At 46.8% G+C, this 23,709-nt stretch carries 25 protein-coding genes and 1 other annotated feature; of the genes, 18 read left to right on the top strand and 7 right to left on the bottom strand.

Going from position 1 to position 23,709, the window contains the following annotated elements:
• Positions 1-110: 110 nt before the first annotated feature.
• Both metK and asnB read left to right on the top strand, forming a co-directional pair.
• On the top strand, positions 111-1,322 hold the full coding sequence (metK, locus tag C232_RS0110665; protein ID WP_018664009.1) for a methionine adenosyltransferase: 1,212 nt from the start codon (positions 111-113) through the stop codon (positions 1,320-1,322).
• 281 nt (positions 1,323-1,603) lie between these two features.
• Complete coding sequence (asnB, locus tag C232_RS0110670; protein ID WP_018664010.1) at positions 1,604-3,502, top strand: asparagine synthase (glutamine-hydrolyzing); 1,899 nt, start codon at positions 1,604-1,606, stop codon at positions 3,500-3,502.
• A gap of 165 nt (positions 3,503-3,667) precedes the next feature.
• Here asnB and C232_RS0110675 read toward each other — a convergent pair whose 3' ends face one another.
• A complete protein-coding gene (locus tag C232_RS0110675) occupies positions 3,668-4,186 on the bottom strand; it encodes a gamma carbonic anhydrase (protein ID WP_018664011.1) in 519 nt (172 codons plus the stop codon).
• 172 nt (positions 4,187-4,358) lie between these two features.
• Here C232_RS0110675 and C232_RS0110680 point away from each other — a divergent pair, with 172 nt between their 5' ends.
• From C232_RS0110680 to C232_RS0110690, 3 genes are read left to right on the top strand one after another with little or no spacing between them, the layout of a single operon-like run.
• Positions 4,359-5,165, top strand: coding sequence for an alpha/beta hydrolase (locus C232_RS0110680; RefSeq protein WP_018664012.1), 807 nt, complete (start codon positions 4,359-4,361; stop codon positions 5,163-5,165).
• A gap of 13 nt (positions 5,166-5,178) precedes the next feature.
• Positions 5,179-6,273 carry a tetraprenyl-beta-curcumene synthase family protein gene (locus C232_RS0110685; RefSeq protein ID WP_018664013.1) on the top strand — a complete coding sequence of 365 codons (1,095 nt, stop codon included), beginning with the start codon at positions 5,179-5,181 and terminating at the stop codon, positions 6,271-6,273.
• 18 nt (positions 6,274-6,291) lie between these two features.
• Positions 6,292-7,296 carry an LLM class flavin-dependent oxidoreductase gene (locus C232_RS0110690; RefSeq protein ID WP_018664014.1) on the top strand — a complete coding sequence of 335 codons (1,005 nt, stop codon included), beginning with the start codon at positions 6,292-6,294 and terminating at the stop codon, positions 7,294-7,296.
• A gap of 174 nt (positions 7,297-7,470) precedes the next feature.
• Here the strand turns inward: C232_RS0110690 and mnmM are convergent, their stop codons facing one another.
• Positions 7,471-8,043, bottom strand: coding sequence for a tRNA 5-(aminomethyl)-2-thiouridylate-methyltransferase MnmM (gene mnmM / locus C232_RS0110695; protein ID WP_018664015.1), 573 nt, complete (start codon positions 8,041-8,043; stop codon positions 7,471-7,473).
• Complete coding sequence (locus C232_RS0110700; RefSeq protein WP_018664016.1) at positions 8,040-8,252, bottom strand: hypothetical protein; 213 nt, start codon at positions 8,250-8,252, stop codon at positions 8,040-8,042. Before C232_RS0110700 ends, mnmM begins: the two co-directional genes overlap by 4 nt.
• 90 nt (positions 8,253-8,342) lie before the next feature.
• On the opposite strand from C232_RS0110700, the gene C232_RS0110705 reads away from it, so the two are divergent.
• The 8 genes from C232_RS0110705 (at position 8,343) to C232_RS0110745 (ending at position 15,099) form a co-directional block, all read left to right on the top strand.
• Positions 8,343-8,618: a YtzC family protein gene (locus tag C232_RS0110705; RefSeq protein WP_018664017.1), complete on the top strand. Its 276-nt coding sequence runs from the start codon at positions 8,343-8,345 to the stop codon at positions 8,616-8,618.
• A gap of 23 nt (positions 8,619-8,641) precedes the next feature.
• On the top strand, positions 8,642-8,815 hold the full coding sequence (locus C232_RS0110710) for a hypothetical protein (RefSeq protein ID WP_018664018.1): 174 nt from the start codon (positions 8,642-8,644) through the stop codon (positions 8,813-8,815).
• Between the two features lie 184 nt (positions 8,816-8,999).
• Positions 9,000-10,196: an MDR family MFS transporter gene (locus C232_RS0110715; RefSeq protein WP_018664019.1), complete on the top strand. Its 1,197-nt coding sequence runs from the start codon at positions 9,000-9,002 to the stop codon at positions 10,194-10,196.
• Positions 10,197-10,251: 55 nt separating this feature from the next.
• Positions 10,252-10,460: a binding site (T-box leader), on the top strand.
• Between the two features lie 67 nt (positions 10,461-10,527).
• A complete protein-coding gene (gene leuS, locus C232_RS0110720) occupies positions 10,528-12,942 on the top strand; it encodes a leucine--tRNA ligase (protein ID WP_018664020.1) in 2,415 nt (804 codons plus the stop codon).
• A 714-nt stretch (positions 12,943-13,656) separates the two neighbouring features.
• Entirely contained in the window at positions 13,657-13,875 is a 219-nt protein-coding gene (locus C232_RS0110730) for a hypothetical protein (RefSeq protein WP_155891567.1), read from the top strand.
• Positions 13,876-13,900: 25 nt separating this feature from the next.
• On the top strand, positions 13,901-14,374 hold the full coding sequence (locus C232_RS0110735) for a hypothetical protein (protein ID WP_018664023.1): 474 nt from the start codon (positions 13,901-13,903) through the stop codon (positions 14,372-14,374).
• Positions 14,364-14,867 (top strand): hypothetical protein, encoded by a 504-nt coding sequence (locus tag C232_RS0110740; RefSeq protein WP_018664024.1) that lies wholly within the window; start codon positions 14,364-14,366, stop codon positions 14,865-14,867. Before C232_RS0110735 ends, C232_RS0110740 begins: the two co-directional genes overlap by 11 nt.
• A gap of 49 nt (positions 14,868-14,916) precedes the next feature.
• A complete protein-coding gene (locus C232_RS0110745) occupies positions 14,917-15,099 on the top strand; it encodes a sporulation protein Cse60 (RefSeq protein WP_018664025.1) in 183 nt (60 codons plus the stop codon).
• A gap of 47 nt (positions 15,100-15,146) precedes the next feature.
• Here C232_RS0110745 and C232_RS0110750 read toward each other — a convergent pair whose 3' ends face one another.
• A complete protein-coding gene (locus C232_RS0110750; protein WP_026314578.1) occupies positions 15,147-16,421 on the bottom strand; it encodes a BaiN/RdsA family NAD(P)/FAD-dependent oxidoreductase in 1,275 nt (424 codons plus the stop codon).
• Positions 16,422-16,682: 261 nt separating this feature from the next.
• On the opposite strand from C232_RS0110750, the gene C232_RS0110755 reads away from it, so the two are divergent.
• Complete coding sequence (locus tag C232_RS0110755; RefSeq protein WP_018664027.1) at positions 16,683-18,308, top strand: putative polysaccharide biosynthesis protein; 1,626 nt, start codon at positions 16,683-16,685, stop codon at positions 18,306-18,308.
• Between the two features lie 165 nt (positions 18,309-18,473).
• On the opposite strand, the gene C232_RS0110760 is transcribed toward C232_RS0110755, so the two are convergent.
• Complete coding sequence (locus tag C232_RS0110760) at positions 18,474-18,656, bottom strand: hypothetical protein (RefSeq protein WP_018664028.1); 183 nt, start codon at positions 18,654-18,656, stop codon at positions 18,474-18,476.
• Between the two features lie 228 nt (positions 18,657-18,884).
• On the bottom strand, positions 18,885-19,106 hold the full coding sequence (locus tag C232_RS0110765; protein ID WP_018664029.1) for a DeoR family transcriptional regulator: 222 nt from the start codon (positions 19,104-19,106) through the stop codon (positions 18,885-18,887).
• Positions 19,107-19,464: 358 nt separating this feature from the next.
• Here C232_RS0110765 and pepV point away from each other — a divergent pair, with 358 nt between their 5' ends.
• On the top strand, positions 19,465-20,883 hold the full coding sequence (gene pepV, locus C232_RS0110770; RefSeq protein WP_018664030.1) for a dipeptidase PepV: 1,419 nt from the start codon (positions 19,465-19,467) through the stop codon (positions 20,881-20,883).
• A 36-nt stretch (positions 20,884-20,919) separates the two neighbouring features.
• Positions 20,920-21,789, top strand: a complete 870-nt coding sequence (dat, locus tag C232_RS0110775; RefSeq protein ID WP_018664031.1) for a D-amino-acid transaminase — start codon at positions 20,920-20,922, stop codon at positions 21,787-21,789.
• Positions 21,790-21,825: 36 nt separating this feature from the next.
• Here the strand turns inward: dat and C232_RS20015 are convergent, their stop codons facing one another.
• Positions 21,826-21,990 carry a hypothetical protein gene (locus C232_RS20015; RefSeq protein WP_018664032.1) on the bottom strand — a complete coding sequence of 55 codons (165 nt, stop codon included), beginning with the start codon at positions 21,988-21,990 and terminating at the stop codon, positions 21,826-21,828.
• A 156-nt stretch (positions 21,991-22,146) separates the two neighbouring features.
• On the opposite strand from C232_RS20015, the gene thpR reads away from it, so the two are divergent.
• Positions 22,147-22,719: an RNA 2',3'-cyclic phosphodiesterase gene (thpR, locus tag C232_RS0110785; RefSeq protein ID WP_018664033.1), complete on the top strand. Its 573-nt coding sequence runs from the start codon at positions 22,147-22,149 to the stop codon at positions 22,717-22,719.
• 13 nt (positions 22,720-22,732) lie between these two features.
• Complete coding sequence (locus C232_RS0110790) at positions 22,733-23,704, top strand: hypothetical protein (protein ID WP_018664034.1); 972 nt, start codon at positions 22,733-22,735, stop codon at positions 23,702-23,704.
• The last annotated feature ends 5 nt before the right edge of the window (positions 23,705-23,709 follow it).

The raw sequence follows: 23,709 nt of genomic DNA on the forward strand, positions 1-23,709 counted from the left end.
ATTTGCGACTTCTCCTATTAATATACTTGGAATTTAGCCCGCTTCTGCGTATTCCAAAATCAGGGATACGAGTATCGAAACAGCACGTGACACAAAGGAGGAAAAAGTTCATGTCAAAAAGGCGGCACTTATTTACATCGGAATCTGTAACAGAAGGCCATCCCGATAAAATCTGCGACCAGATTTCCGATGCCATTTTAGATGCCATTCTAGCAAAAGATCCAAATGCCCGTGTAGCTTGCGAAACTTCTGTTACGACAGGGCTTGTCCTGGTGACCGGTGAAATTTCCACCAATACATATGTGGATATTACAAAAGTGGTGCGCCAAACCATAAAAGAAATTGGCTATACCCGCGCAAAATACGGCTTTGACGCCGAAACATGCGCTGTGTTGACCTCCATTGATGAACAGTCAGCAGATATTGCCATGGGTGTTGACAAAGCATTGGAAGCGCGTGAAGGGCAGATGAGTGATGCGGAAATTGAAGCGATTGGTGCCGGCGATCAGGGCTTAATGTTCGGCTTTGCCTGCAATGAAACAGAAGAATTAATGCCGCTGCCGATTTCCCTTGCCCATAAACTGGCGCGCCGCCTGGCCGAAATCCGCAAGCAGGATGTACTTCCGTATTTGCGGCCGGATGCGAAAACGCAGGTGACCGTTGAATATGACGAAAATAACCAGCCTGTGCGAATTGATACGATTGTGATATCCACTCAGCATGATCCGGATATCAGCCTGGACCGGATTCACGCGGATATGAAAAAATATGTGATCGATCAGGTTGTTCCGTCCGCGCTGATTGATGCGGACACCAAATATTTCATTAATCCGACCGGCCGTTTCGTCATTGGCGGGCCGCAGGGGGATGCCGGTTTAACAGGCCGCAAAATTATCGTCGATACATACGGAGGTTATGCCCGCCACGGCGGCGGTGCATTCTCGGGAAAAGATCCAACAAAAGTGGATCGTTCCGCTGCCTATGCCGCCCGTTATGTCGCAAAAAACATTGTCGCAGCCGGGCTTGCAGAAAAATGTGAAGTCCAGCTTGCGTATGCGATCGGGGTAGCAAGTCCGGTTTCCATTTCCATTGATACATTCGGTACCGGGAGAGTCTCTGAAGACGTGCTAATTGATGCTGTGCAGGCCAACTTTGATTTGCGCCCGGCCGGCATTATTAAAATGCTTGATCTGCGCCGCCCGATTTACCGGCAAACCGCAGCGTACGGGCATTTTGGCCGCAATGATTTGAACGTGCCATGGGAAAAGACGGATAAATCCGAGGTGTTAAACCTGTTTGTACAAAACCATCAGGAAAAATGATGAGGACAGATGGAGCAGACCCCGTAATTTGGGTTTGCTCCTTTTTTTGGCCTTTCCCCAAAACAATATATTTCTTTTTTAACAAATCCGCTTTTCCTCTGCAAAGCTCCGGAAAAAATGCTAATATGTTATTATGTTTGTTGAAAATTCCCGGCGAGATTTGTCAGGTAAGCATTTGCTTGTCAGAAAGTTTTATCCACCATTTGTTTTTTTGTGAAAAAATCTTAAAATAGAGGTTGTACGATTCAGAGACGAATTTATCAAAGTAGGTGACTTTTATAATGTGCGGATTTATTGGCTGTGTCCATGATAAAACCATCGCATTATCAGATGAAGATAGACAGTTATTTAAAAGTATGAACCATGTGATCGAGCACCGCGGCCCGGATGATGAAGGCTTTTATGAAGATGAGCATATCCAGTTCGGGTTCCGCCGTCTGAGTATCATTGACATCGCGGCGGGGCATCAGCCGTTAACCTATGAAAATGAACGGTACTGGATTATTTTTAATGGTGAAATTTACAACTATGTGGAACTGCGTGAGGAATTGCGAAAAGAAGGGCTTACGTTTGAAACTTCTTCAGATACAGAAGTGATTCTTGCTTTATACAGCCATCTCGGTGAAAAAGCGATTGAAAAACTGCGCGGCATGTTTGCGTTTGCCATTTGGGATAAACAGGAGCAGACACTATGCGGCGCCCGCGACCCGTTCGGCATCAAACCGTTTTTCTATTATCAGGACGGCGATCAAATGTTTTTCGGTTCGGAAAAGAAAAGTATTCTGCTCGCAATGGAAAATCCTGAACTCAATTACGATGCCGTACAGCATTATTTAACCTACCAATTTGTGCCGGAACCTTTCAGCATGACAAAAGGCATTAACAAATTGGAACCGGGCCATTATTTTACAAAGAAAATCGGCAAACCGATGGAAATCAAACAGTATTGGAAAGCATCGTTCCACCCGGTCCGCAAAAGCGAAGACGAATTTATTAAAGAAGTGCGCGACGTCATGATCGATTCAGTTAAAGTCCATATGCGCAGTGATGTTCCGGTTGGCGCTTTTCTTTCGGGCGGGATTGATTCCTCGATTACCGCATCGATTGCCAAACAATTCCATCCGGCCATAAAAACATTCTCTGTCGGGTTCGAACGTGAAGGCTTCAGCGAAATTGATGTTGCCAAAGAAACGGCGGAAAAACTCGGTGTTGAAAATATCAGTTATGTCATCTCACCAAAAGAATATATGGAAGAATTGCCGAAAATTATCTGGTATTTGGATGATCCGCTTGCCGACCCTGCCTGTGTGCCGCTATACTTTGTCGCGCGCGAAGCAAGAAAGCATGTGACCGTTGTTTTATCCGGTGAAGGCGCAGATGAATTATTCGGCGGCTATAATATTTACCGTGAACCGCAATCCCTTGAAGTGTTTAATAAAATCCCGGCTGCCGGCAAAACGCTTTTGAAAGCTTTGGCAAAAGTCCTTCCTGAAGGGGTCAAGGGCAAGAGCTTTATTGAACGCGGTGTAACGCCGATGGAAGACCGCTATATCGGCAACGCGAAAATGTATACGGAAGAAGAAAAACATGACTTGCTCCGCACTTACCATGAGGGGCTGGATTACCGCGAGATTACAAGGCCGCTGTATAACGAAACAAAAGGGTATGACCCGGTGGATCGCATGCAGTATATTGATATCCACACCTGGATGCGCGGCGATATTTTGTTGAAAGCGGACCGGATGACGATGGCCCATTCGCTTGAACTGCGTGTACCGTTTTTGGATAAGGAAGTATTCCGGGTTGCCTCGCAAATTCCGGCAAGCTTAAAAACAGCCAATCATACGACGAAATATGTGCTCAGAAAAGCGGCGGAAGGGATTGTCCCGGATCATGTGCTGAACCGCAAGAAACTCGGCTTCCCGGTTCCGATCCGCCACTGGCTGAAAAATGAGATGCATGACTGGGCGGTGCAGATCATTAAAGAAAGCCCGACCGATGAGATCATCAATAAGCAGTATGTGTTAAAACTATTGGAAGACCATTGTGCCGGGAAACTTGATTACAGCCGGAAAATCTGGACGGTCCTGATTTTCATGTTGTGGCATGCCGTTTTCGTGGAAGACAAATACGGCTTCCAAAAAAGCGCCCGCAGTGAACTGGCCGGCGCGATGATGTAAAATCATAAAAAAGGGGAAATCACATCAAGCTGATTTCCCCTTTTTTACAGAAAGCCCGGATCGCCGCCCTTCAGCATGGAAAAACATTCATCCATCCGAGCGTCTTTTCTGTAAAGCGTATGAAACTCTTTTTAAACTTAGAACGGTCAAGTTTAAAAGCACGGCTCATATATTAGATTGTAAAGACTTGTAGTATTGCGCTTTTTCAGCGTATTCGTTCATGATTCTGCGCATGTCGCGGATGTCTTCTTCAGTCAGTTTGCGGACGACTTTCGCCGGCCTGCCGAATGCAAGCGTAAAGGGAGGGATCTTTTTTCCCTGGGTAACAAGGCTGCCTGCGCCGATAAAAGCACTCTCGCCGATTTCTGCCCCGTCCAGGATAATGGAACCCATCCCGATCAGGGCTTTCGAATGGACATGGCAGCTATGTAAAATTACCTGGTGCCCGACCGTTACCCCGTCTTCAAGAATGAGCGGGAGATTCGGGCTTTGGTGGAGCACGCAATTGTCCTGGACATTGACTTTGCGCCCGATCACCACGGGGGAGACATCCCCGCGGATAGACGTGTTAAACCAGATGCTTGACCCGTCTCCGATTTCGACATCGCCGCTGATCGTTACATGGTCGGCAATAAATGCGGTTGGTGAAATTTTCGGGTGATTTCCATTGAAAGGATAAATCATAGAATACACACTCCTGATTCAGACTTATACCTATTATATTAAAGAATTGTATACGAATTGTGAATAAATTGCGTAAAAAATGGCATATCTTTTTCAGATTGGAAAAATTATGGGTAAAATAAAAGAAGGCGATACTGGAGTAAAGATTGTGGTTTTGGAAGGAGCAGTAATCATGTGGAAATGGGAAGCAGATGAAAATCCAAAAGCAGTCATCGTAATGGTCCATGGTGCCATGGAACATCACGGCCGCTACAGCTGGCTGATTGAAATGTGGAGGTCAAACGGCTTTCACGTCGTCATGGGCGATCTGCCCGGACACGGCATGACGTCAAGGTCAAAGAGGGGCCATATCGATTCTTTTGATGAGTACACCATTGAGATCAAAGACTGGGTCCAGGCCGCCTACCAGTTTGACTTGCCGATTTTTTTGTTTGGACACAGCATGGGCGGGCTGGCTGTGATTCGGCTGCTTCAGCAGGAACGCCTGAAAATTGCCGGCGTCATTCTTTCGGGCCCGTGCCTCGGCCTTGTGAATTATCCTTCAAAGCTGCTCGGCCTTTTGTCCATCGGCTTAAATAAAATTGCTCCGCACGTCCGGTTCAACAGCCCATTAACGGTACAAATGGCAACCAGAAACCGGGAAATTCAGGAACAGGCCGTGAATGATTCGTTAATTTTGACAAAAGTTTCCGTACGCTGGTACCGCGAACTAATCAATGCGATGCGGCTGGCCCATACGGATGTGCTGAGGCTGCCGGACATCCCGTTTCTTTTGATGCAGGGCGGCAATGATAAAATTGTGGACAAGGCTGCCGTGATGAATTGGTTCAACCAGACATCTTTATCTGAAAAACTGTATAAAGAATGGCCGAAATGTTATCATGAAATTTTTAATGAACCGGAAAGGGAAGATATCTTTTTGTACACGAAAAATTTCGTGGAAAACCGGCTCCGCACTTTGGGCTATATTATCAATTGAGGTGAATACGCAGATGGCAATCCCGTCCTATCCTATTTCGTTAATGAATCAAGTGTATCGCAAGGTCATGCCGGTGGTCCACCGCGAACTTCACCATTGGCGGGAAAGGGCGCGCCAAATCCCGAATGAAGAGTTGAGGCTGCAGGCACTGGCAAGCATTCAACATAAAACTTTCCACTGTGAAGGAGGTTCGATTTTAGGGCTGCTTGCCATGGAAGGACGCTGCCATGCCATTTCCTTTATTGTGGCGTATCAAACAATCAGCGACTATTTAGACAATTTATGTGACCGCAGCACCTCACTGGATCCGGATGATTTCCGCGCTTTGCATGAATCCATGTGTGATGCGCTCACAACCGGCGCGCCGTTAAAAAATTACTACCGCCTTCGCGCCGATCAAGATGACGGCGGGTATTTGCATGAATTGGTGCAAACATGCCAGTCCGTCCTGCAGGAAATTACCAATTATGCGGCAATCAAGCCGTATTTGCTTGAATTATGCCGTTACTATTCCGATTTGCAAGTACATAAACATGTGCGTGTCGAGGAAAGGGTGGCACGGCTGCAAAATTGGTTTAACCAATATAAGGCAAACTTCCCGGATATGGAATGGTATGAGTTTTCGGCCTGCTCGGGCTCCACGCTCGGAATTTTCTGCCTGGTTTCTTATGCACTGCGCCCCGATTTCCGGCCGGAGTACGCAAAAATCATCCGTGACGGTTATTTCCCGTATATTCAGGGGCTCCATATTTTACTGGATTATTTTATTGACCAGGATGAAGACAAAAAAGGCGGGGATCTGAACTTTTGCTTCTACTATCCAAGTGATGAAAAACTTTTTCAGCGCCTGAAACATTTTCTGGAGGAAGCGGACAAGCATACAGCACGCCTGCCGAACCCGAAATTCCACAAGCTCATTAACCGCGGCTTGCTTGCTGTTTATTTATCGGATGAAAAGGTACGGAAACAGCGCAATGTCCACAGATTATCAAAAAAAATGATCAAGTTTGCCGGATCCATCAGTTTGTTTTTCTATTTGAATGGAAAAATGTACCGCACCGTTAAAAACCTGATACCGGCGGGCCTTGCCAAAACGCTCGTAAAATAGATGAAGGAGGGATGGCATATGAAGCCTTTAAAACTCAGCATTTTAGATCAGTCCCCGGTCTCGGAGGGCATGGATGCAGAAGAAGCCTTGAAAAATACGGTCGAGCTGGCCAGCCATGCCGAAAAATGGGGATATAACCGTTTTTGGGTCTCTGAACATCATGACTCCGCAGCTTTGGCAGGTTCGGCCCCGGAAGTGTTACTTTCCCATATTGCTGCCAAAACCTCGCGCATCCGCCTTGGCTCCGGCGGCGTGATGCTTACCCATTACAGTGCGTTTAAAGTGGCTGAAAATTTCCGGGTCCTCTCCGGTCTTTCGCCGGGCCGCATTGATCTCGGAGTCGGCAGGGCGCCGGGCGGGATGCCGCGCGCGACCTATGCGCTCCATGACGGCGAAAGGAGGAGGATTGACCGTTTCCCGGAGCAAATAGATGAACTCGAGATGTATTTGCACGATGCCATTGATCCGGCCGACAAATTATACGGATTAAAAGCTACCCCGGTTCCGCAGACGGTTCCGCAGGTTTGGCTGCTCGGCTCAAGCCCGTCAAGTGCTGCGCTCGCTGCTGAAAAGGGGCTGCCCTATACGTTTGCACAATTTATTAACGGAGAGGGCGGTCCGGAGGCGATGCAGACTTATTTGCAACAGTTCAAACCTTCCCGTTACTTAAAAACCCCCAAAAACATGGTCGCCGTGTTTGTTACCTGTGCCGAAACCGATGAGGAAGCACAGCGGCTGAATGCCAGCATCGAACTGGCGATGGTCATGCTCGAACAGGGCATGCCGCTTGAAGGGACGCCGGGCCCGGAGAAAGCACTTGCCTATCCGTACAGCCGCTTTGAACGGGCCCATATGAAAGAAAACCGGAAACGGATGATTGTTGGTTCGCCGCAGACAGTCAAATCCTCCCTGCAAGCGCTGCGTGAGGCGTATCAAACGGATGAAATCATGCTTGTTTCGAATCTGTACCGGTTTGAAGACAAGTTGAAATCATTCGAACTGATTGCAAAAACGATGGATTAAAAAAAGTTTTAGCCATTCTACGGGCTAAAACTTTTTTATCCCAACCTAGCGGCCAGTAAGACGCCAGATACGAAGAAGAGGCGGGCGTTTCACTTCATCCCAACCTAACGGGAAAGTAAGACGCCCGCCTCAAGATTCAAGGTACGAAGAAGAGGTGGGCGTTTCAATTTATCATCATCTTTTTTCAATGGCGATCACAAAAGGCGGATGGTTTTCCTGGTTGATAAATCCGTATTGCAGCACATGCGCCTGCTTCTGGTCGAGTGTTTTGGCAAATTTCAGCAGCTGGTCACGTTCATAGCCGCCGCCATCATGGCCATGGTAAACAACAATAGCGATGATGCCGCCGGTTTGCAGCATGTCCAGGATTTGCCGGACAGCCGAAATTGTGGTTTCAGGCCTGGTAATAATCGATTTATCGCTTTTTGGCAGGTAGCCTAAATTAAAAAGCGCGCCGCTGATTTTCCCATGATAGAAAGCAGGAATGCATTCACCAGCATGTTCATGACCGGTCTGAAAAAGCTGAACACGGTTTTCCAATCCCGCTTTTTGCAGGCGCACAGCCGTACGGTTGACCGCTGTTTTTTGGATGTCGAAAGCGAACACTTTTCCGCTTTCGCCTGTTAAACCGGCCAAAAACGCCGTATCCAACCCGTTTCCCGCAGTGGCATCGATGGCAAAACCGCCTTCCGGGACGGTTTTTTCCATTAATGCATGGGCAAATTGGATAACAGAAAGCATGTTCATTTTGCCGATGCCTCCCATGATTTTTTGTAAAATTTTTGTTGCCAGTTGTTCTGCCCTTTCCATTCAGCATTTATCGCAAGCAGCACTTCCGATTTATAGAGAAATGGATTTTTTTCCGCCATCGTTTCACGCCCCCTCCTTGCATAATAAACGGCTGCGCCTTGTGCAACCTGAAACGATTGCAGGATGTACGCCTCGTATTTTACCATTAAAGTCCCTTTGTTGAAAGGAATGCTCCGGGTGCCGGCGGGCAAACTATTGGATGAAGCGCCAATGCTTCAAAGAAGGAGGAATTGGTCATGGCAACACGTGAAGCGGTGGAAAATTGCATCAGCCGTTGTGAAAATGCCGTTCACTCCGCGCGTGAACAATTCATGGGAGGCATCCGCGAAGAAAACTTCGGATACTTCGACTTTACAGCGCCGTTAAAGGAACTGGAAGATGCTTACAATGAGTTATGCAAACTTGCGATCAGCGCCAATTCGCAGCAGCGCGAACGCCTCCACCGTATGCGCCTGCAAATCCAGCAACTGCAGAACCAGATGATTTTGCAAGAGCATGAGCCGCTGATGTAATTTGATAAAAGTGAGGGAAAAATATGCCGAGAAAGCGTTCAAAGCAACAAAATCCTGAGCAAAAAACAAAAAACGGCATCAACAACCAGGACATGGAAGCCGGACGCGATTATGATCCGGTCAAAGAACTGAAAAAGAAAAACAGTAAAAAAAGCCAGCCGGTAAGGTCGAAACAGCATATCGAAAATCCGGATTAACAAGCTGAATGAAGAGAGAGCGTCTCTCTTCATTCGGCTTTTTTCCTTTGCCACTTTTCTGCATAAAAGTTGACGAAATATTACTTCTTTCCTTTCCCGCACAAATAGTTCTTGCCTGAAAGCAAAAAAACACCTAAAATGCTTTTGAAACAAGAATTATCGAAAACAGAAAGGGAGCGTTATCATGCCAAAAACGGTTTGGCTCCTGGTAATTGGGATGGCCGTTAATATTACCGGCTCTTCTTTTTTATGGCCGCTAAATTCAATCTACATCCATGACCATCTCGGCAAATCACTGTCCGTCGCCGGGCTTGTTCTAATGCTCAACTCATTTGCAAGTGTGATTGGAAGCCTTGCGGGCGGATATTTATACGATAAAATCGGCGGATACCGCTCGACACTGCTCGGAACATTTATCACGGTTGCGGCTTTAACCGGTTTGGCAATTTGGCATGGCTGGCCGCAATATGTCATCTTTTTGGCCATCGTCGGGCTTGGTTCCGGGATCATCGGGCCGGCCATGTTTGCAATGGCCGCCTCCGTATGGAAAAACGGCGGGAGAAAAGCGTTTAATGCCATTTATGTTGCGCAAAATATTGGCGTTGCGGTTGGCTCGGCTCTCGGCGGTGCGATTGCATCCTATTCCTTTGATCTTATTTTTCTTGCCAATCTGCTGATGTTTCTTGTGTTTATGTTCATTGCAATTTTTGGTTATAAAAATATTTCAGAAAAACATACGCCACATGCAAACAAAATGCAAGCGCCTATTTCCATCCAGAACCGTTCCCATATTATGGCGCTCATCATATTATGTGCAGCATACTTGTTATGCTGGATCGCCTATGTTCAGTGGCAGGCCACCATTTCAGCGTATACGCAAACACTCCATATTTCATTGAACCAGTACAGCCTGTTATGGACATTAAACGGCGCCATGATTGTATTGGGGCAGCCGGTTCTGATTCCGGTCACAAAAAAACTGCTGTCCCGTGTAAAAACACAAATCATAGCTGGCATTATCATTTTTATCATCTCTTTCAGCGTGGCCAGCTTCGCCGAACATTTTCAGGGCTTTGTTGCCGCAATGGTGATTTTGACAGTCGGGGAAATGCTGATGTGGCCTGCTGTTCCTGCAGTCGCGAGCGACCTTGCGCCTAAGGGAAGGGAAGGTTTTTACCAGGGGATTGTCAACAGCGTCGCAACTGCCGGGCGCATGATCGGGCCTGTCATTGGCGGAATGCTTGTTGATGCATACGGTATGAAAGTCCTGTTCGCGTTTTTAATCGTATTGTTTATCATCGCCCTTGTACTGGCTGCTTTTTATAACCGGCCGTTGAAAAAACAAAAAAAGCTGGACCAAACCGCATCTGCAGGCAATTAATGTATTGAAACGATGTATAAATTTCTGTACAATAGTAAATAAATTGAATGAATATTGAAGAACGTTGACGAGGAGTAGTAATGGCGGTGCTGAAAACAGGAAATTGGCGGTTGCTGCGAGCCAATCAGGCCACCCCGTGAACTCGCCTCCGAGTTGCAAATATGAATAGAAATAGTATTTGCCGTTTTCCGCGATAAGGATCAATGAAGTGAGTGCGTGCACTAATCTGGGTGGTACCGCGGGAGCAACCCTCTCGTCCCAATGATGGGATGAGAGGGTTTTTTGCGTTTTTTGATATTGGCAAGAGGCAAAAAAAGGAGGAAGTTTCAGGATGAGTTTTCAACATCGGAAAATCGAGAAAAAATGGCAAAAGTATTGGGAAGAAAATAAAACCTTTCATGCAACGGAAGATTATGGTAAACCGAAATTTTATGCGCTTGATATGTTCCCTTATCCTTCTGGAGTCGGCCTGCACGTTGGCCACCCGGAAGGTTATACGGCGACCGATATTTTAGCGCGGACAAAGCGGATGCAGGGGTATAATGTGCTGCATCCAATGGGCTGGGATGCATTCGGCCTTCCTGCAGAGCAGTACGCGCTTGATACCGGAAATGACCCGGCCATTTTCACGGAACAGAACATCAATACATTCCGCCGCCAAATCAAGTCGCTTGGCTTTTCCTATGATTGGGATCGTGAAATTAATACGACAGACCCGGGATATTACAAATGGACGCAGTGGATTTTCCTGCAACTATGGAAAAAGGGCCTTGCTTATGTTGACGAAGTGCCGGTCAACTGGTGCCCGGCGCTTGGAACCGTGCTTGCCAACGAGGAAGTTATTGACGGCAAAAGCGAACGCGGCGGCCATCCGGTCATCCGCAAACCCATGCGGCAGTGGATGCTGAAAATCACTGCCTATGCCGACCGCCTTCTGGAAGATTTGGAAGAACTCGACTGGCCGGAAAGCATTAAAGACATGCAGCGCAATTGGATTGGCCGGTCGGAAGGGGCTGAAGTGACGTTCAACATTGACGGCAGTGATGAAACGTTTACGGTTTTCACGACCCGCCCGGATACGCTGTTCGGGGCTACTTATGCGGTGCTTGCGCCGGAACATCCTCTGGTTGACCAAATCAAAACAGCGGAACAGGCGGATGCGATTGCTGCGTATCTGCAACAAGTCCAGTCGAAGAGCGACCTGGAACGTACGGATTTGGCAAAAGAAAAAACCGGCGTCTTCACCGGCGCATATGCAGTCAATCCCGTTAATGGCGAAAAAATGCCGATCTGGATTGCCGACTATGTATTAATGAGTTACGGGACGGGCGCGATCATGGCAGTGCCGGCCCATGATGAACGCGACTATGAATTTGCGCGCAAATTCCAGCTGCCGATAAAAGAAGTCGTTGCCGGCGGAAATATTGAAAAAGAAGCGTACACCGGTGACGGCGAACATGTCAACTCGGAATTTTTAAACGGGCTTGATAAACAAACGGCGATTTCACGCATGATTGAATGGCTCGAGGAAAAAGGCACAGGGCAGAAGAAAGTCACTTATCGCCTGCGCGACTGGGTGTTCAGCCGCCAGCGCTACTGGGGTGAACCGATTCCAATTATCCATTGGGAAGATGGCACATATACAGCTGTGCCGGAAAGTGAACTGCCGCTGATGCTGCCGAAAACGACGGAAATCAAACCGTCCGGAACAGGCGAATCGCCGCTTGCCAATATTGATGACTGGGTGAATGTGACGGATCCCGAAACAGGCAAAAAAGGCCGCCGCGAAACGAATACGATGCCGCAATGGGCAGGCAGCAGCTGGTACTTCCTGCGCTATGTTGATCCACATAACACAGAAGCGCTTGCCGATCCGGAAAAACTGAAACACTGGCTGCCGGTCGATGTGTATATCGGCGGCGTCGAGCATGCCGTGCTTCACTTGCTATACGCTCGTTTCTGGCATAAGTTTCTATACGATATCGGGGTTGTGCCGACGAAAGAACCGTTCCAAAAACTGTTCAACCAAGGCATGATTCTCGGTGATAACAATGAAAAAATGAGCAAATCGAAAGGCAATGTTGTGAACCCGGATGAAATTGTCGAAACGCACGGGGCGGACACACTGCGGCTGTATGAAATGTTCATGGGCCCGCTGGATGCATCGATTGCATGGTCGACAAACGGCCTTGACGGCTCAAGGCGGTTCCTTGACCGGATCTGGCGCTTGTTTGTGAAGGAAGACGGCAGCCTGTCGGAAAAAATTCAGGGGAAAGCAAACCCGGCGCTTGAAAAAACGTATCATATGACCGTCAAAAAGGTAACGGAAGATATTGATGCCCTGCACTTTAATACCGCCATCTCACAGTTGATGGTGTTTATCAATGACTCGTATAAGGCGGACTTTATCCCGAAAGCTTATGCGGAAGGTTTTGTCAAAATGCTTGCGCCGTTTTGCCCGCATATTGCCGAAGAACTTTGGGAAAAACTCGGGCATACAGGCACGATTTCATACGAAGCGTGGCCGGTATTTGATGCCTCAAAACTTGTTGACAACGAAGTGGAAATTGTGCTCCAGGTCAACGGCAAAGTGCGCAACAAGGTGAAAATTGACCGCAACACAAGCCGCGAAGAGATGGAAAAACTCGCATTTGCTGATGAAAAAATAAAAGAATTTACAGAAGGGAAGACGGTCCGCAAAGTAATCGCCATCCCGGGCAAGCTTGTCAATATCGTGGCAAACTAAGATTGGAAAGAGGCCTCCGCAGCGCTTGTGCTGCGGAGGCTTTATTAATTTAATGGGCTCGATTCAGCATGGGAGGCCTGTTGAGTAAGACGGTGAACGTTATTATAAGCGGAGAAGCGGGTTGAAATGGCGTTCATAGGGCCGAAAAACTGGAACGAGGCACCCGTTGTCCAATTAGGAGCGGCAATTAGACAAAAGGGGAAGGAATGAGGTGACTTTTGTCTAATTAGGAGCGGCAAATAGACAAAAGGGGAAGGAACAAGGTGACTTTTGTCTAATTAGAAACGCCAATTAGACAAAAGGGGAAGGAACGAGGTAGCTTTTGTCTAATAAGAAGCGCCAATTAGACAAAAGGGAAAGGAACGAGTAAAAAAAGAGGTTGCGATGGCGTTCATATCCCGAATGAACGCGATCACGAATGAAAAAGAGGGTTGCGATGGTGTTCATAGAGCCGATGAACGCGATCACGAATGAAAAAGGGGGTTACGATGGTGTTCATATCCTGAATGAACGCCGTCACGAATGGAAAAGGGGATTACGATGGTGTTCATATCCCGAATGAACGCGATCACGAATGAAAAAGGGGATTACGATGGCGTTCATATCCCGGATGAACGCGATCACGAATGAAAAAAGGAATTACGATGGCGTTCATAAGTCCGATGAACGCGATCACGAATGAAAAAAGGGGTTGCGATGGTGTTCATATCCCGAATGAACGCGATCACGCATGAAAAAGGGGGTTACGATGGTGTTCATAAGTCCGATGAACGCGATCTCAACCAAAAAGGAAATCATACTGTCTCTCATAGAAAGATGAACGGCAATTTTTCTACTAAAAATCCGGTAAATGGCTTTCTTTTTTCAGCGAAAGGCCACTGGGTAAAAACTCCTCATAATTTTCTTCCAAAACAGCAAACTAATCCTATCTAACTTTTATCAAAAGGGGAACACTGGCATGATTATTCTATTTCCGGTGCTGGCAGCGATTGTTTTACTGGTGCTGTGCCTCCCGGTTTACAAGAAAGCAAGGCTGAAAACAATCTGGTTTTTTTTATGGGTGTACTGCTGGAATGTTAACAATATTAGAATTTTGGAACTTAATCTGCACTGGCTGCATGACCGCCACACGCCGGTAGGATTTGTTTCACGCCAGCTCGTTATGCTGCTTTTTCCGCTTTGGTTTGTTCTGTACCTGTATCTGTGGGAAAAAGCAAAAAATATCACGGCCAGGATCGTGGCAGTCATTCTGTATTTGCTGGTATTGCCGGTGTATCTTCATGCTTTATATATGTCAAGGATTATCTATACATCCGACTGGAAATGGTGGTACGGCTTCATCTTCGCAATGATTAGCCTGCTTATTCTGCATGCGGGGAAATTTGTTTATACACGGTGGTTGCAAAAGGGGGCATACAAAAATGCTTCCTAAACAATTTGACCAAAACGAGCTATTTGTCCTTGGCGTACTGCTCGTCTTAATTGTTGCCCTGCACCTGCTGCCCAAGAACGTATCAAGGCTGGCGGGCTTTACCAACGGCATGTTCTTTGCGGCCGTCTCCAACTTTGCAGATGAAATTCTCGGCGTCATGTATCCCATTAATTTTTACGATACACTTGACTCCACCAATTATGAACTATTCGATATCATCATGTTTATTTTTGGATATACGTTATACGGCTATGTATTTATTTGTCTGCTGAAATTAAGTTTGTCCCACCTGACCACCACATTCCTGAAAGTCCTGTACCTTCTTGCCTGGTCTTGTGCATCAACCGTTTTTGAAGGCATTTCCGACTTGTTCGGCGTGTTCCATTATTTAAAAGGCTGGAATCTTTTGCACTCCTTCCTTGCTTACTGTCTCGTTTTTCCGTGTTTTTACTGGATTGCCCGCTGGATTTTAAAAATGGATGATGATGTTTAGAATGTTCAGAAATCGGACAAGATAGTAAAAAACGAAAGGAAGGATAACTGTGGTACAAGTGAAGCTTTTTGACTGTGAACATGAAAAAGACCTGGAAGAAAGCATGAACCGTTTTTTGCAAAAGATCGGTGAAGACCAGATTATCGATATCAAGTATAATGTCGCTGCGATGGTGGAGCCGGATGACGAGCAGATTTACTGCTTCTCCGCGATGATCCTCTACAGCAAGTAGGCGGATAATGGAAAACCAAGCCTTTTCCATTATCCGCCTGGCAGGGGCTAATTTTCCAAAGCAAATGCCGCGGCATTCAAACCGGCTAGCCTTCCGGTAACGAGCGCTGCCGTAATATTATAGCCGCCTGTGTAACCGTAAATATCCAGCACTTCGCCGCAAAAATATAAACCGGGCATCGGCTTTGACGCCATCGTTTTTGGTTCAATTTCCTTGATCGAAACACCGCCGCCCGTGACGAACGCTTTTTCAAGCGGGAGTGTCCCGTTTACCTGGAATTGAAAATGTTTGATGTGCCCGGCAAGCATGCGCAGCTTTTCATGGGGAACATTTGAGCAGGGCGTATGTCCGTCTATGCCGCTTCTTTCTAAAAGAAATAATAAGTATCTTTCCGGCAAGAGGCCTTTTAGATTGTTTTTTACTGTTTTTTTCGGATCTGTTTTAATTTGCCGGCTGAGCTCCTGAAAAACCTGCTCCTCATTTTTATCCGGAATGGCATCAATGGCCATCACCACATTTCTGAGTTTCCACTTTTTCATCGCTTTGACGACGAATTGGCTGCAGCGCAATACGGCCGGGCCGCTGACGCCGAAATGGGTGAATAGCATGTCCATTTGGTGGGTAATCAGCGGTTTTCCTTTTGGAGTGAGAACGCTGACGCCGACATTTCGGAGCGCGAGGCCCTGCAGTGTTTTCCCGCGGATAAAGGCTTCATCGGAAGTGACCGGCACTTCGGTGGGAAACAACTCGGAAATCGTATGCCCGGCCTGCTCCGCCCACGGGTAGCCGTCCCCGGTTGAACCGGTTTGCGGGACGGACTTGCCGCCGACAGCGGTAACGACGGCTTTGGCAGCCATTTTCCCCCCGTTCTCCAACACGACGCCGGACGTGCGGTTCCCATCAAATATAATTTGCCGGACAGGGCAATTGGTCAATACCTTAACGTTCAATGCTTCAAGCCTGTCCAGCAAAGCATCGACAACCGACTGTGCCCGGTTGGAAGCCGGGAACATCCGCCCATGGTCCTCTTCTTTTAATGCAACCCCGAGCTTTTCAAAAAACGCAATAATATCTTCATTGTTGAAAATCGAAAAAGCGCTGTATAGAAAACGCCCGTTGCCCGGAATATTTTTAACAATTTCATCGATGGGCAGGCGGTTCGTCACATTACAGCGGCCGCCGCCGGAAATGGCGAGTTTTCTGCCCAATTTATTGCCTTTATCTACAAGCAGCACGCGGCTGTTTGTTTCGCCGGCAGCAATCGCGGCCATTAATCCGGAAGGGCCGCCGCCAATGACGATGACATCATAATCATTCTGCATAAATTTGACCTCTTTTTCTTTTTTGTCCACATTATTGTAAAATATAGGGAAGCCCATAAGCAACCTTGATTTTCTTTAAAATAAAGGCCTGGCTGCAAGAAGCAGTGTTGCAATCCATATTGAAATGGTTCATAAAAAAATTGTCAAGCCGGGTGGTTCGCGTTACACTACATTATAGTGTGTGAATAAATGCCTGTTTTTTTTGGAAAAACGGGACGAAGATCAAGTAAGTGAATTTGTTTTCGGTCGGGAAGGGATGCTATGTCTTCAAATTTATTGCGCGGTACATTTATTTTAACGTTGGGAACGATTATTTCAAAGGTGCTCGGGCTGTTTTATGTGATCCCGTTTGATGCCATTGTCGGCGGTTCGGGCCCGGAAGCGCTCTATCAGTTCGGGTATGTTCCTTACAATATTTTTATCAGTATTTCTACAGCCGGTGTCCCCCTGGCTGTTGCAAAATATGTAGCGAAATACAATGCCCTTGAGGAGTACGCTGTCAGCCGGAAACTGTTCAGGTCAAGCGTGTACTTAATGCTTGCAACCGGATTTTTGAGTTTTTTGGCGATGTATATTTTTGCGCCTTATTTTACGGAAATGGTGATGGCCGGGAACGATAATGCCCAGCAATTCTCGAAAGCAGACGTGACAACGGTGATCCGGGCTGTCAGTTTTGCTTTGATTATCATCCCGGTCATGAGCCTGATCCGCGGGTTTTTCCAGGGACATCAATCAATGGGGCCGTCCGCTGTTTCACAGGTGGTGGAACAGATTGTCCGCATCCTGTTCATGCTGGTTGGCGCCTATATTGTGCTCCATGTGCTTCACGGCAGTATTGTGACCGCAATCAGTGCAGCAACCTTTGCCGCGTTTGTCGGCGGGATTGCCGGCCTGATCATTCTTATTTGGTACTGGAAAAAGCGCAAACCGGGGCTGGATAAGATGCTGGAACAGGACAAGGGCACCATGCAGGTTTCGGTGTGGAGCATGTATAAAGAAATCATTATCTCTGCCCTGCCGTTCGTTTTTGTCGGCATCGCCAATTCGCTGTATCAAATGGTTGACCAGTTGACGGTGAAACGCGCGATGGAGGCCATTCATATGGGAAAAATATGGGAGACGCAGCTTGGGATATTAAATTTCCAGTCGCATAAGCTGGTGATTATTCCTGTGTCGCTTGCCACGGCTTTTTCGATGACACTGGTGCCGATGATTACGGAAGCTTTCTCTAAAGGGCGGCGTGATTTGCTGGTACGTTCTGTTGACCAGACGCTGCAGGTTCTCCTGTTTATTACGATTCCGGCAGCAATGGGGATGTCGATTTTGGCCAAGCCGATTTTTGCCATCTTTTATAATGTTGATCATGCCGTATCCGTAAGCGTGCTTTCGAACTATGCGCCGGTTGCAATATTATTTTCGCTCTATTCCGTTACAGCGGCAATTATGCAGGGGATTAATGAGCAGCGCTGGACAGTATTAAGCTTATTGGTCGGGATTCTCCTGAAGCTGAGCTTTAACATTCCGCTCATTAAAATATTTGGCATAAACGGCGCGGTTTATGCAACGGCAATCGGCTATACGGCGTCGATATTAATCAGCTTCGTTGTGATTAAAGTTTTTGCGGATTATCCTTTCCGCATGGTAATCCGGCGTACCCTGCTGATTGTGGTTTTCAATGCGGTCATGCTTGCCGCCGTCTGGGTCGTATACCAGGCCTTGTCGCTTGTATTAACGCCTTCATCAAGATGGCAGGCTTTCGTCATTCTCGCCATCTGCGCATCCACAGGCGTATTGGTTTATGCTTACCTGGGCCTGAAATCCAAACTCGCCGATAAACTATTCGGGGTCCGCATCCAGCGCGTAAAAGCGCTCCTCCATATGAGATAAAGCGAACTTCCATCAGTGGGGGGTTCTTCATCCCCCGTTGATTAAAAAATGAACAAAGGTCAAGAACGCAGGCGGTCTGCATGATACGATAGAATGGCAGTGTGCCCGCTGGATGCCGCGGACGAAAAAAAGAGAGGTTACTTTAAGCCTCTCTTTTTTATTACTTTAGCAGGGGCCGCCCATGTTTTGCTGCTGCAGGCAATAGCGGATGTAATGTTCCATTTGGTTCACATGCAAATTTGTTTGGTTCAGCTTTTTTTCAAGCAGATCCAGTTTGCGGTTCATCTCCTGCAGGCTCTGTTCAAAGCCGGCGTGAAAAGGATAGTGATAAGAATTCTGGCGCTCCACAGTATACACTCCATTCGTATCTGGATAGAACAGCCTATGTAAAAAACCGCCAGCTTGAATAGGCAGGCGCCAAAGCCAAGGGGATTATATTTTTTGAGAAAGGATAAAACCGCTGGCAAATACGGAACGGAGCTGCCCGCGCCCTGTCGGAGGAGAACGATAAATGCCAAAAGCGGCTGAACAAATCCAGTCAGCCGCTATCCAATCGTATACTTCCTAATTTTTTTATTAAGATGACATCTTTACTTTTTTCTCAGTTGTTGTCCAAATACCTCTATGTGTGCTTTTGACTAAGTCATTGTATGCCAACACATTCAAATCTCTTTGAATGGTGCGGGGAGTGATGCCGAATTCATCTACCAGTTCCTGGGTCGTCACAGTCCCTTTCTCCCTAATAAAAACATAGATTGATTTAATTCGAGTAAGCATGCGATTTGTTGATGGTTTCAAAATACCACTCCCTCATCTTTTTTCCAAAGACAAAGACGACAAACAGCTTCACATCATTGAATGGAATCAATGGTTCTCGTTTAAACTTTTACAGTATTGACAACTCCTTTTCGTTAAAATCTTTTTCTAAGATGTCAGACAATTGTATTGTACATCTTTTAGTGGAAATTGACAAATTTTTTTGCTTTTTACAGTTCCACCATATGTTGCGCGTGAAATAGATATGACTGCTATTGATTGCGTTTTCCCAATGGCTTTGCTGGTTTTTCGGCGGCCGGGTCCGATATTTATAAATAAAAGAAATAAGTGTAAAATAGAAACCGAATTTACATACAGATAAAAAGGAGTGAAAAACAGGATGGCTGATATCAATTGGATGGACGAAGCCGTAAAAAGAAAAGATCAGTTGATCAAAGATTTGCAAGGGCTGTTAAAAATCAAAAGCATATGCGATGAGGAACACGCCTCAGATGAAGCACCGCTTGGCCCGGGTGTGAAAGCCGCATTGCAATATATGCTTGATTTGGGCAGTAAAGACGGATTCACAGCGAAAAATGCCGGCAATCTGGCAGGACATCTTGAAATGGGGGCGGGGAAAGAGATACTCGGGATTCTCGGCCATGTTGATGTCGTTCCGGAAGGCGATGGCTGGAGTGTCGATCCGTACAGCGGCATTGTAAAAGACGGAAAAATTTATGCCCGCGGGTCAAGTGATGACAAGGGGCCGACAATGGCAGCCTACTATGGCATGAAAATCGTCAAAGAACTTGGTCTGCCTTTGAATAAAAAGGTGCGCCTGATCGTCGGCACAGACGAAGAAAGTGACTGGAGATGCATGGATTATTATTTTAAACATGAGGAAATGCCGGCCATCGGTTTTTCACCGGATGCCGATTTCCCAATCATTTATGCAGAAAAAGGGATTGCCGATTTTGACATCATTCAGGCACCGCAAACAACAGCTGGGAACGAAGCGGCAAAGGCTGATGTTCTTTCCTTCCAGTCAGGGCGCAGATACAATATGGTACCGGATTTTGCCCAGGCCTCTCTCTGCATTCACGGCGAGCAGACTGAATTTTTACAGAAATTCCATGATTTCCAAAAAGAAACAGGATTGAACGGGCAGGACTATGTTGATAACGGGGAATTGGTATTGAAATTGGAAGGGGTGTCGGCACATGCTGCAGAGCCGGATAATGGGAAGAGTGCCGGGCTTTACCTTGCAAAATTTTTAGCACAGTTTGATCTCGATGCATCCGCCAGAAAATTTATCGGTATACTGAATCAATTCTACGGGAAGTCACGCGGCGAATATTTCGGCATTCAGTATCAGGACGAGATTAGCGGTGATTTAACGATCAATGCCGGCATCATGTCGTATCATCGGGAAAAAGGCGGGCGCATAGGATTAAGTATGCGGTATCCGGTAACTTTTGATTTAGAAGCAGGAAAAACAAAAATGGAGTCGAAATTGAAAGATGACGGTTTGTTGCTTCAAAACTTTTCGGATTCAAAACCGCATCACGTCGACAAAAACGATCCATTGATCAAAACCCTTCAGAAAGTATATGAAGAACAGACCGGAGAAAAAGCGGAATTGCTGGCGATTGGCGGCGGTACATATGCGCGAGCGCTTGATAAAGGCGTCGCATTTGGCGCATTATTCCCGGGGCGCGAAGATGTGATGCACCAAAAAGATGAGTACATGTATGTGGAGGATCTGTTAAAAGCAAGCGCGCTCTATGCACAAGCCATCTATGAACTGGCAAGAAATTGATTTGATGAAAAAGGACACAGGCAAAGGAGAATCGTAATGGAGAAATTGATATTAAATGGCAAGCTGATCGGCAGGGAGCAGGCTAGTATTGACATTGAAGACCGGGGCTACCAGTTCGGGGACGGCATTTACGAAGTCATCCGCGTGTACGGAGGCCGGCTCTTTGCAAATGAAGCACACTTGAGGCGGCTGTATTCGAGTGCGGAAAAACTGTCTTTGGATATTCCGTATACGGCACAGGAATTAACGGAACAAATAGAGGCGCTCGTGAGGGGTAACGGGCTTGATACCGGCATTGTTTACTTGCAGTTTACGCGCGGCGCCGCCCATCGGAAACACAGCTTCCCTGAAAAAAGCGAAACGGTGTTTGTTGCCTATACAAACGAGCTCGAACGTCCGCTTCATCAGCTCGAGCATGGCATTCAAGCGGTGTTGACAGAAGACATCAGATGGCTGAGATGCGATATCAAAAGCCTCAATCTGCTCGGTAATGTGCTGGCCAAACAAAAAGCAGCAGAAAACGGCTGCGGCGAGGCGGTCCAGCATCGCGGGGAAATCGTAACAGAAGGGTCTTCTTCAAATGTTTTTATCGTCAAAAACGGCGAATTGATTACCCATCCGCTGTCAAACCTGATTTTAAACGGGATTACGCGGCAGGTTATTCTGGATATATGTGAAAAGCAGCAGCTTCCTGTCCGCGAAGAGACATTTACCATTCGGCAGCTGTTCGATGCAGATGAAGCCTTCATTTCAAGCACAACATCGGAAGTCATGCCTGTTGTGCAAATCAATGATCAAAAGATTGGCAGCGGAAAACCGGGGGCTGTGACGAGAAAACTCCAGGGGTATTTTAAAGAAAGAATGGATCAACTTACAAAAGCGATCACAACGGGCCCGGCAGAATAACAAAAAGGCCCGGCACAGGATTGTGCAGGGCCGTCCCTAATGGGGCTGCTGCGCATCTTTTACAACCCGGGTGAATTCGGATTGATGCGCCAAAATGATCTGGTGAAGAAAAGGTTTTTTTAATTCACAGTAGCCGCTTCTGTAAATATGGATGATTTCACAAACTTCCCCTTTGTATAGTACATGGTCTCCGACTCTCACAAATGTCCCTCCTTAACTTTTTTATATACCCCATTCTCATGAAAAAGAAAACTTCTTTGCTTAAAATATGGAAAAATATTTCGAAGTATGTCATATTCGGAAAGATTTTTGTTAAAATAATAGATAATATGTCATTTTAGGATAGGGGGCGGATCAATGGCGGACCATTATTTTTATGCCGTATACCTGGAAGCCCCGGTAAAAGATGAACTGCAGGAGATCATGCCGGGCTTGAAAAAAACGCTGCCGTTCACAAAATGGGTACACCGGGATGATTGGCATATTACCCTTGCCTTTTTAGGCGCAGCGGACGAAGGGCAATTGGCAAAAACCAACCGGGCGATTGTGGAAGGAACAGAAAATTACCCATGCTTTTCTTTAACCCTTGACCGCCTTGGCACATTTGGCAAAAAAACAGAGCCCCGTATTTTTTGGGCAGGGACAGCGCGGTCGGAACCGCTCCTGGCCTTACAAAAGAAGATATACCGCCACTGCATGAATGCAGGTTTCCAATTAGACAAAAAGCCTTTTAATCCGCATATCACGCTCGCCAGAAAATGGCGCGGCAATGATCCTTTCCATACAACAGCGCTGGAAAATATAATCAAAACGCCGGTGTCATTTCCGGTAACCCGGATTGTGCTGTACCGGACCTATCCGGATCGGACGCCAAAGTATGAAATTCAAAGATCTTTTTATTTAAAAGGCGCGGAAGGCAAAAAATTTTAATAAGGGATAAGATATGGGACAGTTGTTGAAAATTCAAGACTATGTATCGCGTTATGAAATGGATTTAATCCGCTATACCAACCAGTTTGTCCGCCTGAAAAAGCAGAAGTGGCAGAAATTCCGGGAGAATTGGAAGATTGAGCAGGAATTCGGCCCGGCGGCGCTTTTGCCAAATGAACCGGACGCCGGTGATGAAGCGCCTGCCCCCGTGCTGGAACGTGTCAAACACTGGTTTAAAAAACATAATGATGAGCGGGAAGAAGTGCCGGAGATACCGGCAGCACAGCCGCACACGATTCAATTTTCGCCGCAGCTGGCTTATTTTCCGGAAACAGAAGCACAACTGAAACAATTGTTTTTGGACCAGTTATTCCGTTTTCAGCTGAAATGGGCAAGTTCCACATTGCTGGAGGAAGCAGACATCCCGGCTTCTTACTATTTTGACGCAAACTTAAAATATTTTTTGCAGAGATTTCCGGATACTTTTTTATTGATGTATAAACCGGTATTCACTTTAAAGAAAACTGTAATGGAAATGGAGACCCTTTTCATTACGCCGACAGCCGTGTGGTGCCTGAAGTTTTTGGAAGATCGAAAGGATGCGGTTTTCCTGGGTTCAAAAGCGCATTTTTGGAGCAAACGGACGGAAAAAGGCGAAAAAAAAATCTTGAGCCCGATGATCGCGCTCGACCGGACGGAAAACATTATCCGCCAGATTTTGAAGAAACATGGGGTGGCATTCCCGGTTGAAAAAGGGCTGATTTGCCGCAATGGCTATATTGATTACCCTGACGCGCCAGTTGGTTTGCATGTGCTTGACAAACGGGCTTATCCGGAATGGTTCCACAGCCAGCGCCAGTTACGGTCACCGGTCAAGTATATGCAGTTGAAGGCGGCACAGCTGTTCATGAATGAGTGTTTGTCAGCAGGCGCAATCCATAAAACAGGGGAACATGATGAAGAACCGCAACGGGACGGAGAATGAGCCGG

Origin of the sequence: Heyndrickxia acidiproducens DSM 23148, assembly GCF_000374345.1 — a bacterium.
In the GTDB taxonomy this organism is placed as follows: domain Bacteria; phylum Bacillota; class Bacilli; order Bacillales; family Bacillaceae_C; genus Weizmannia; species Weizmannia acidiproducens.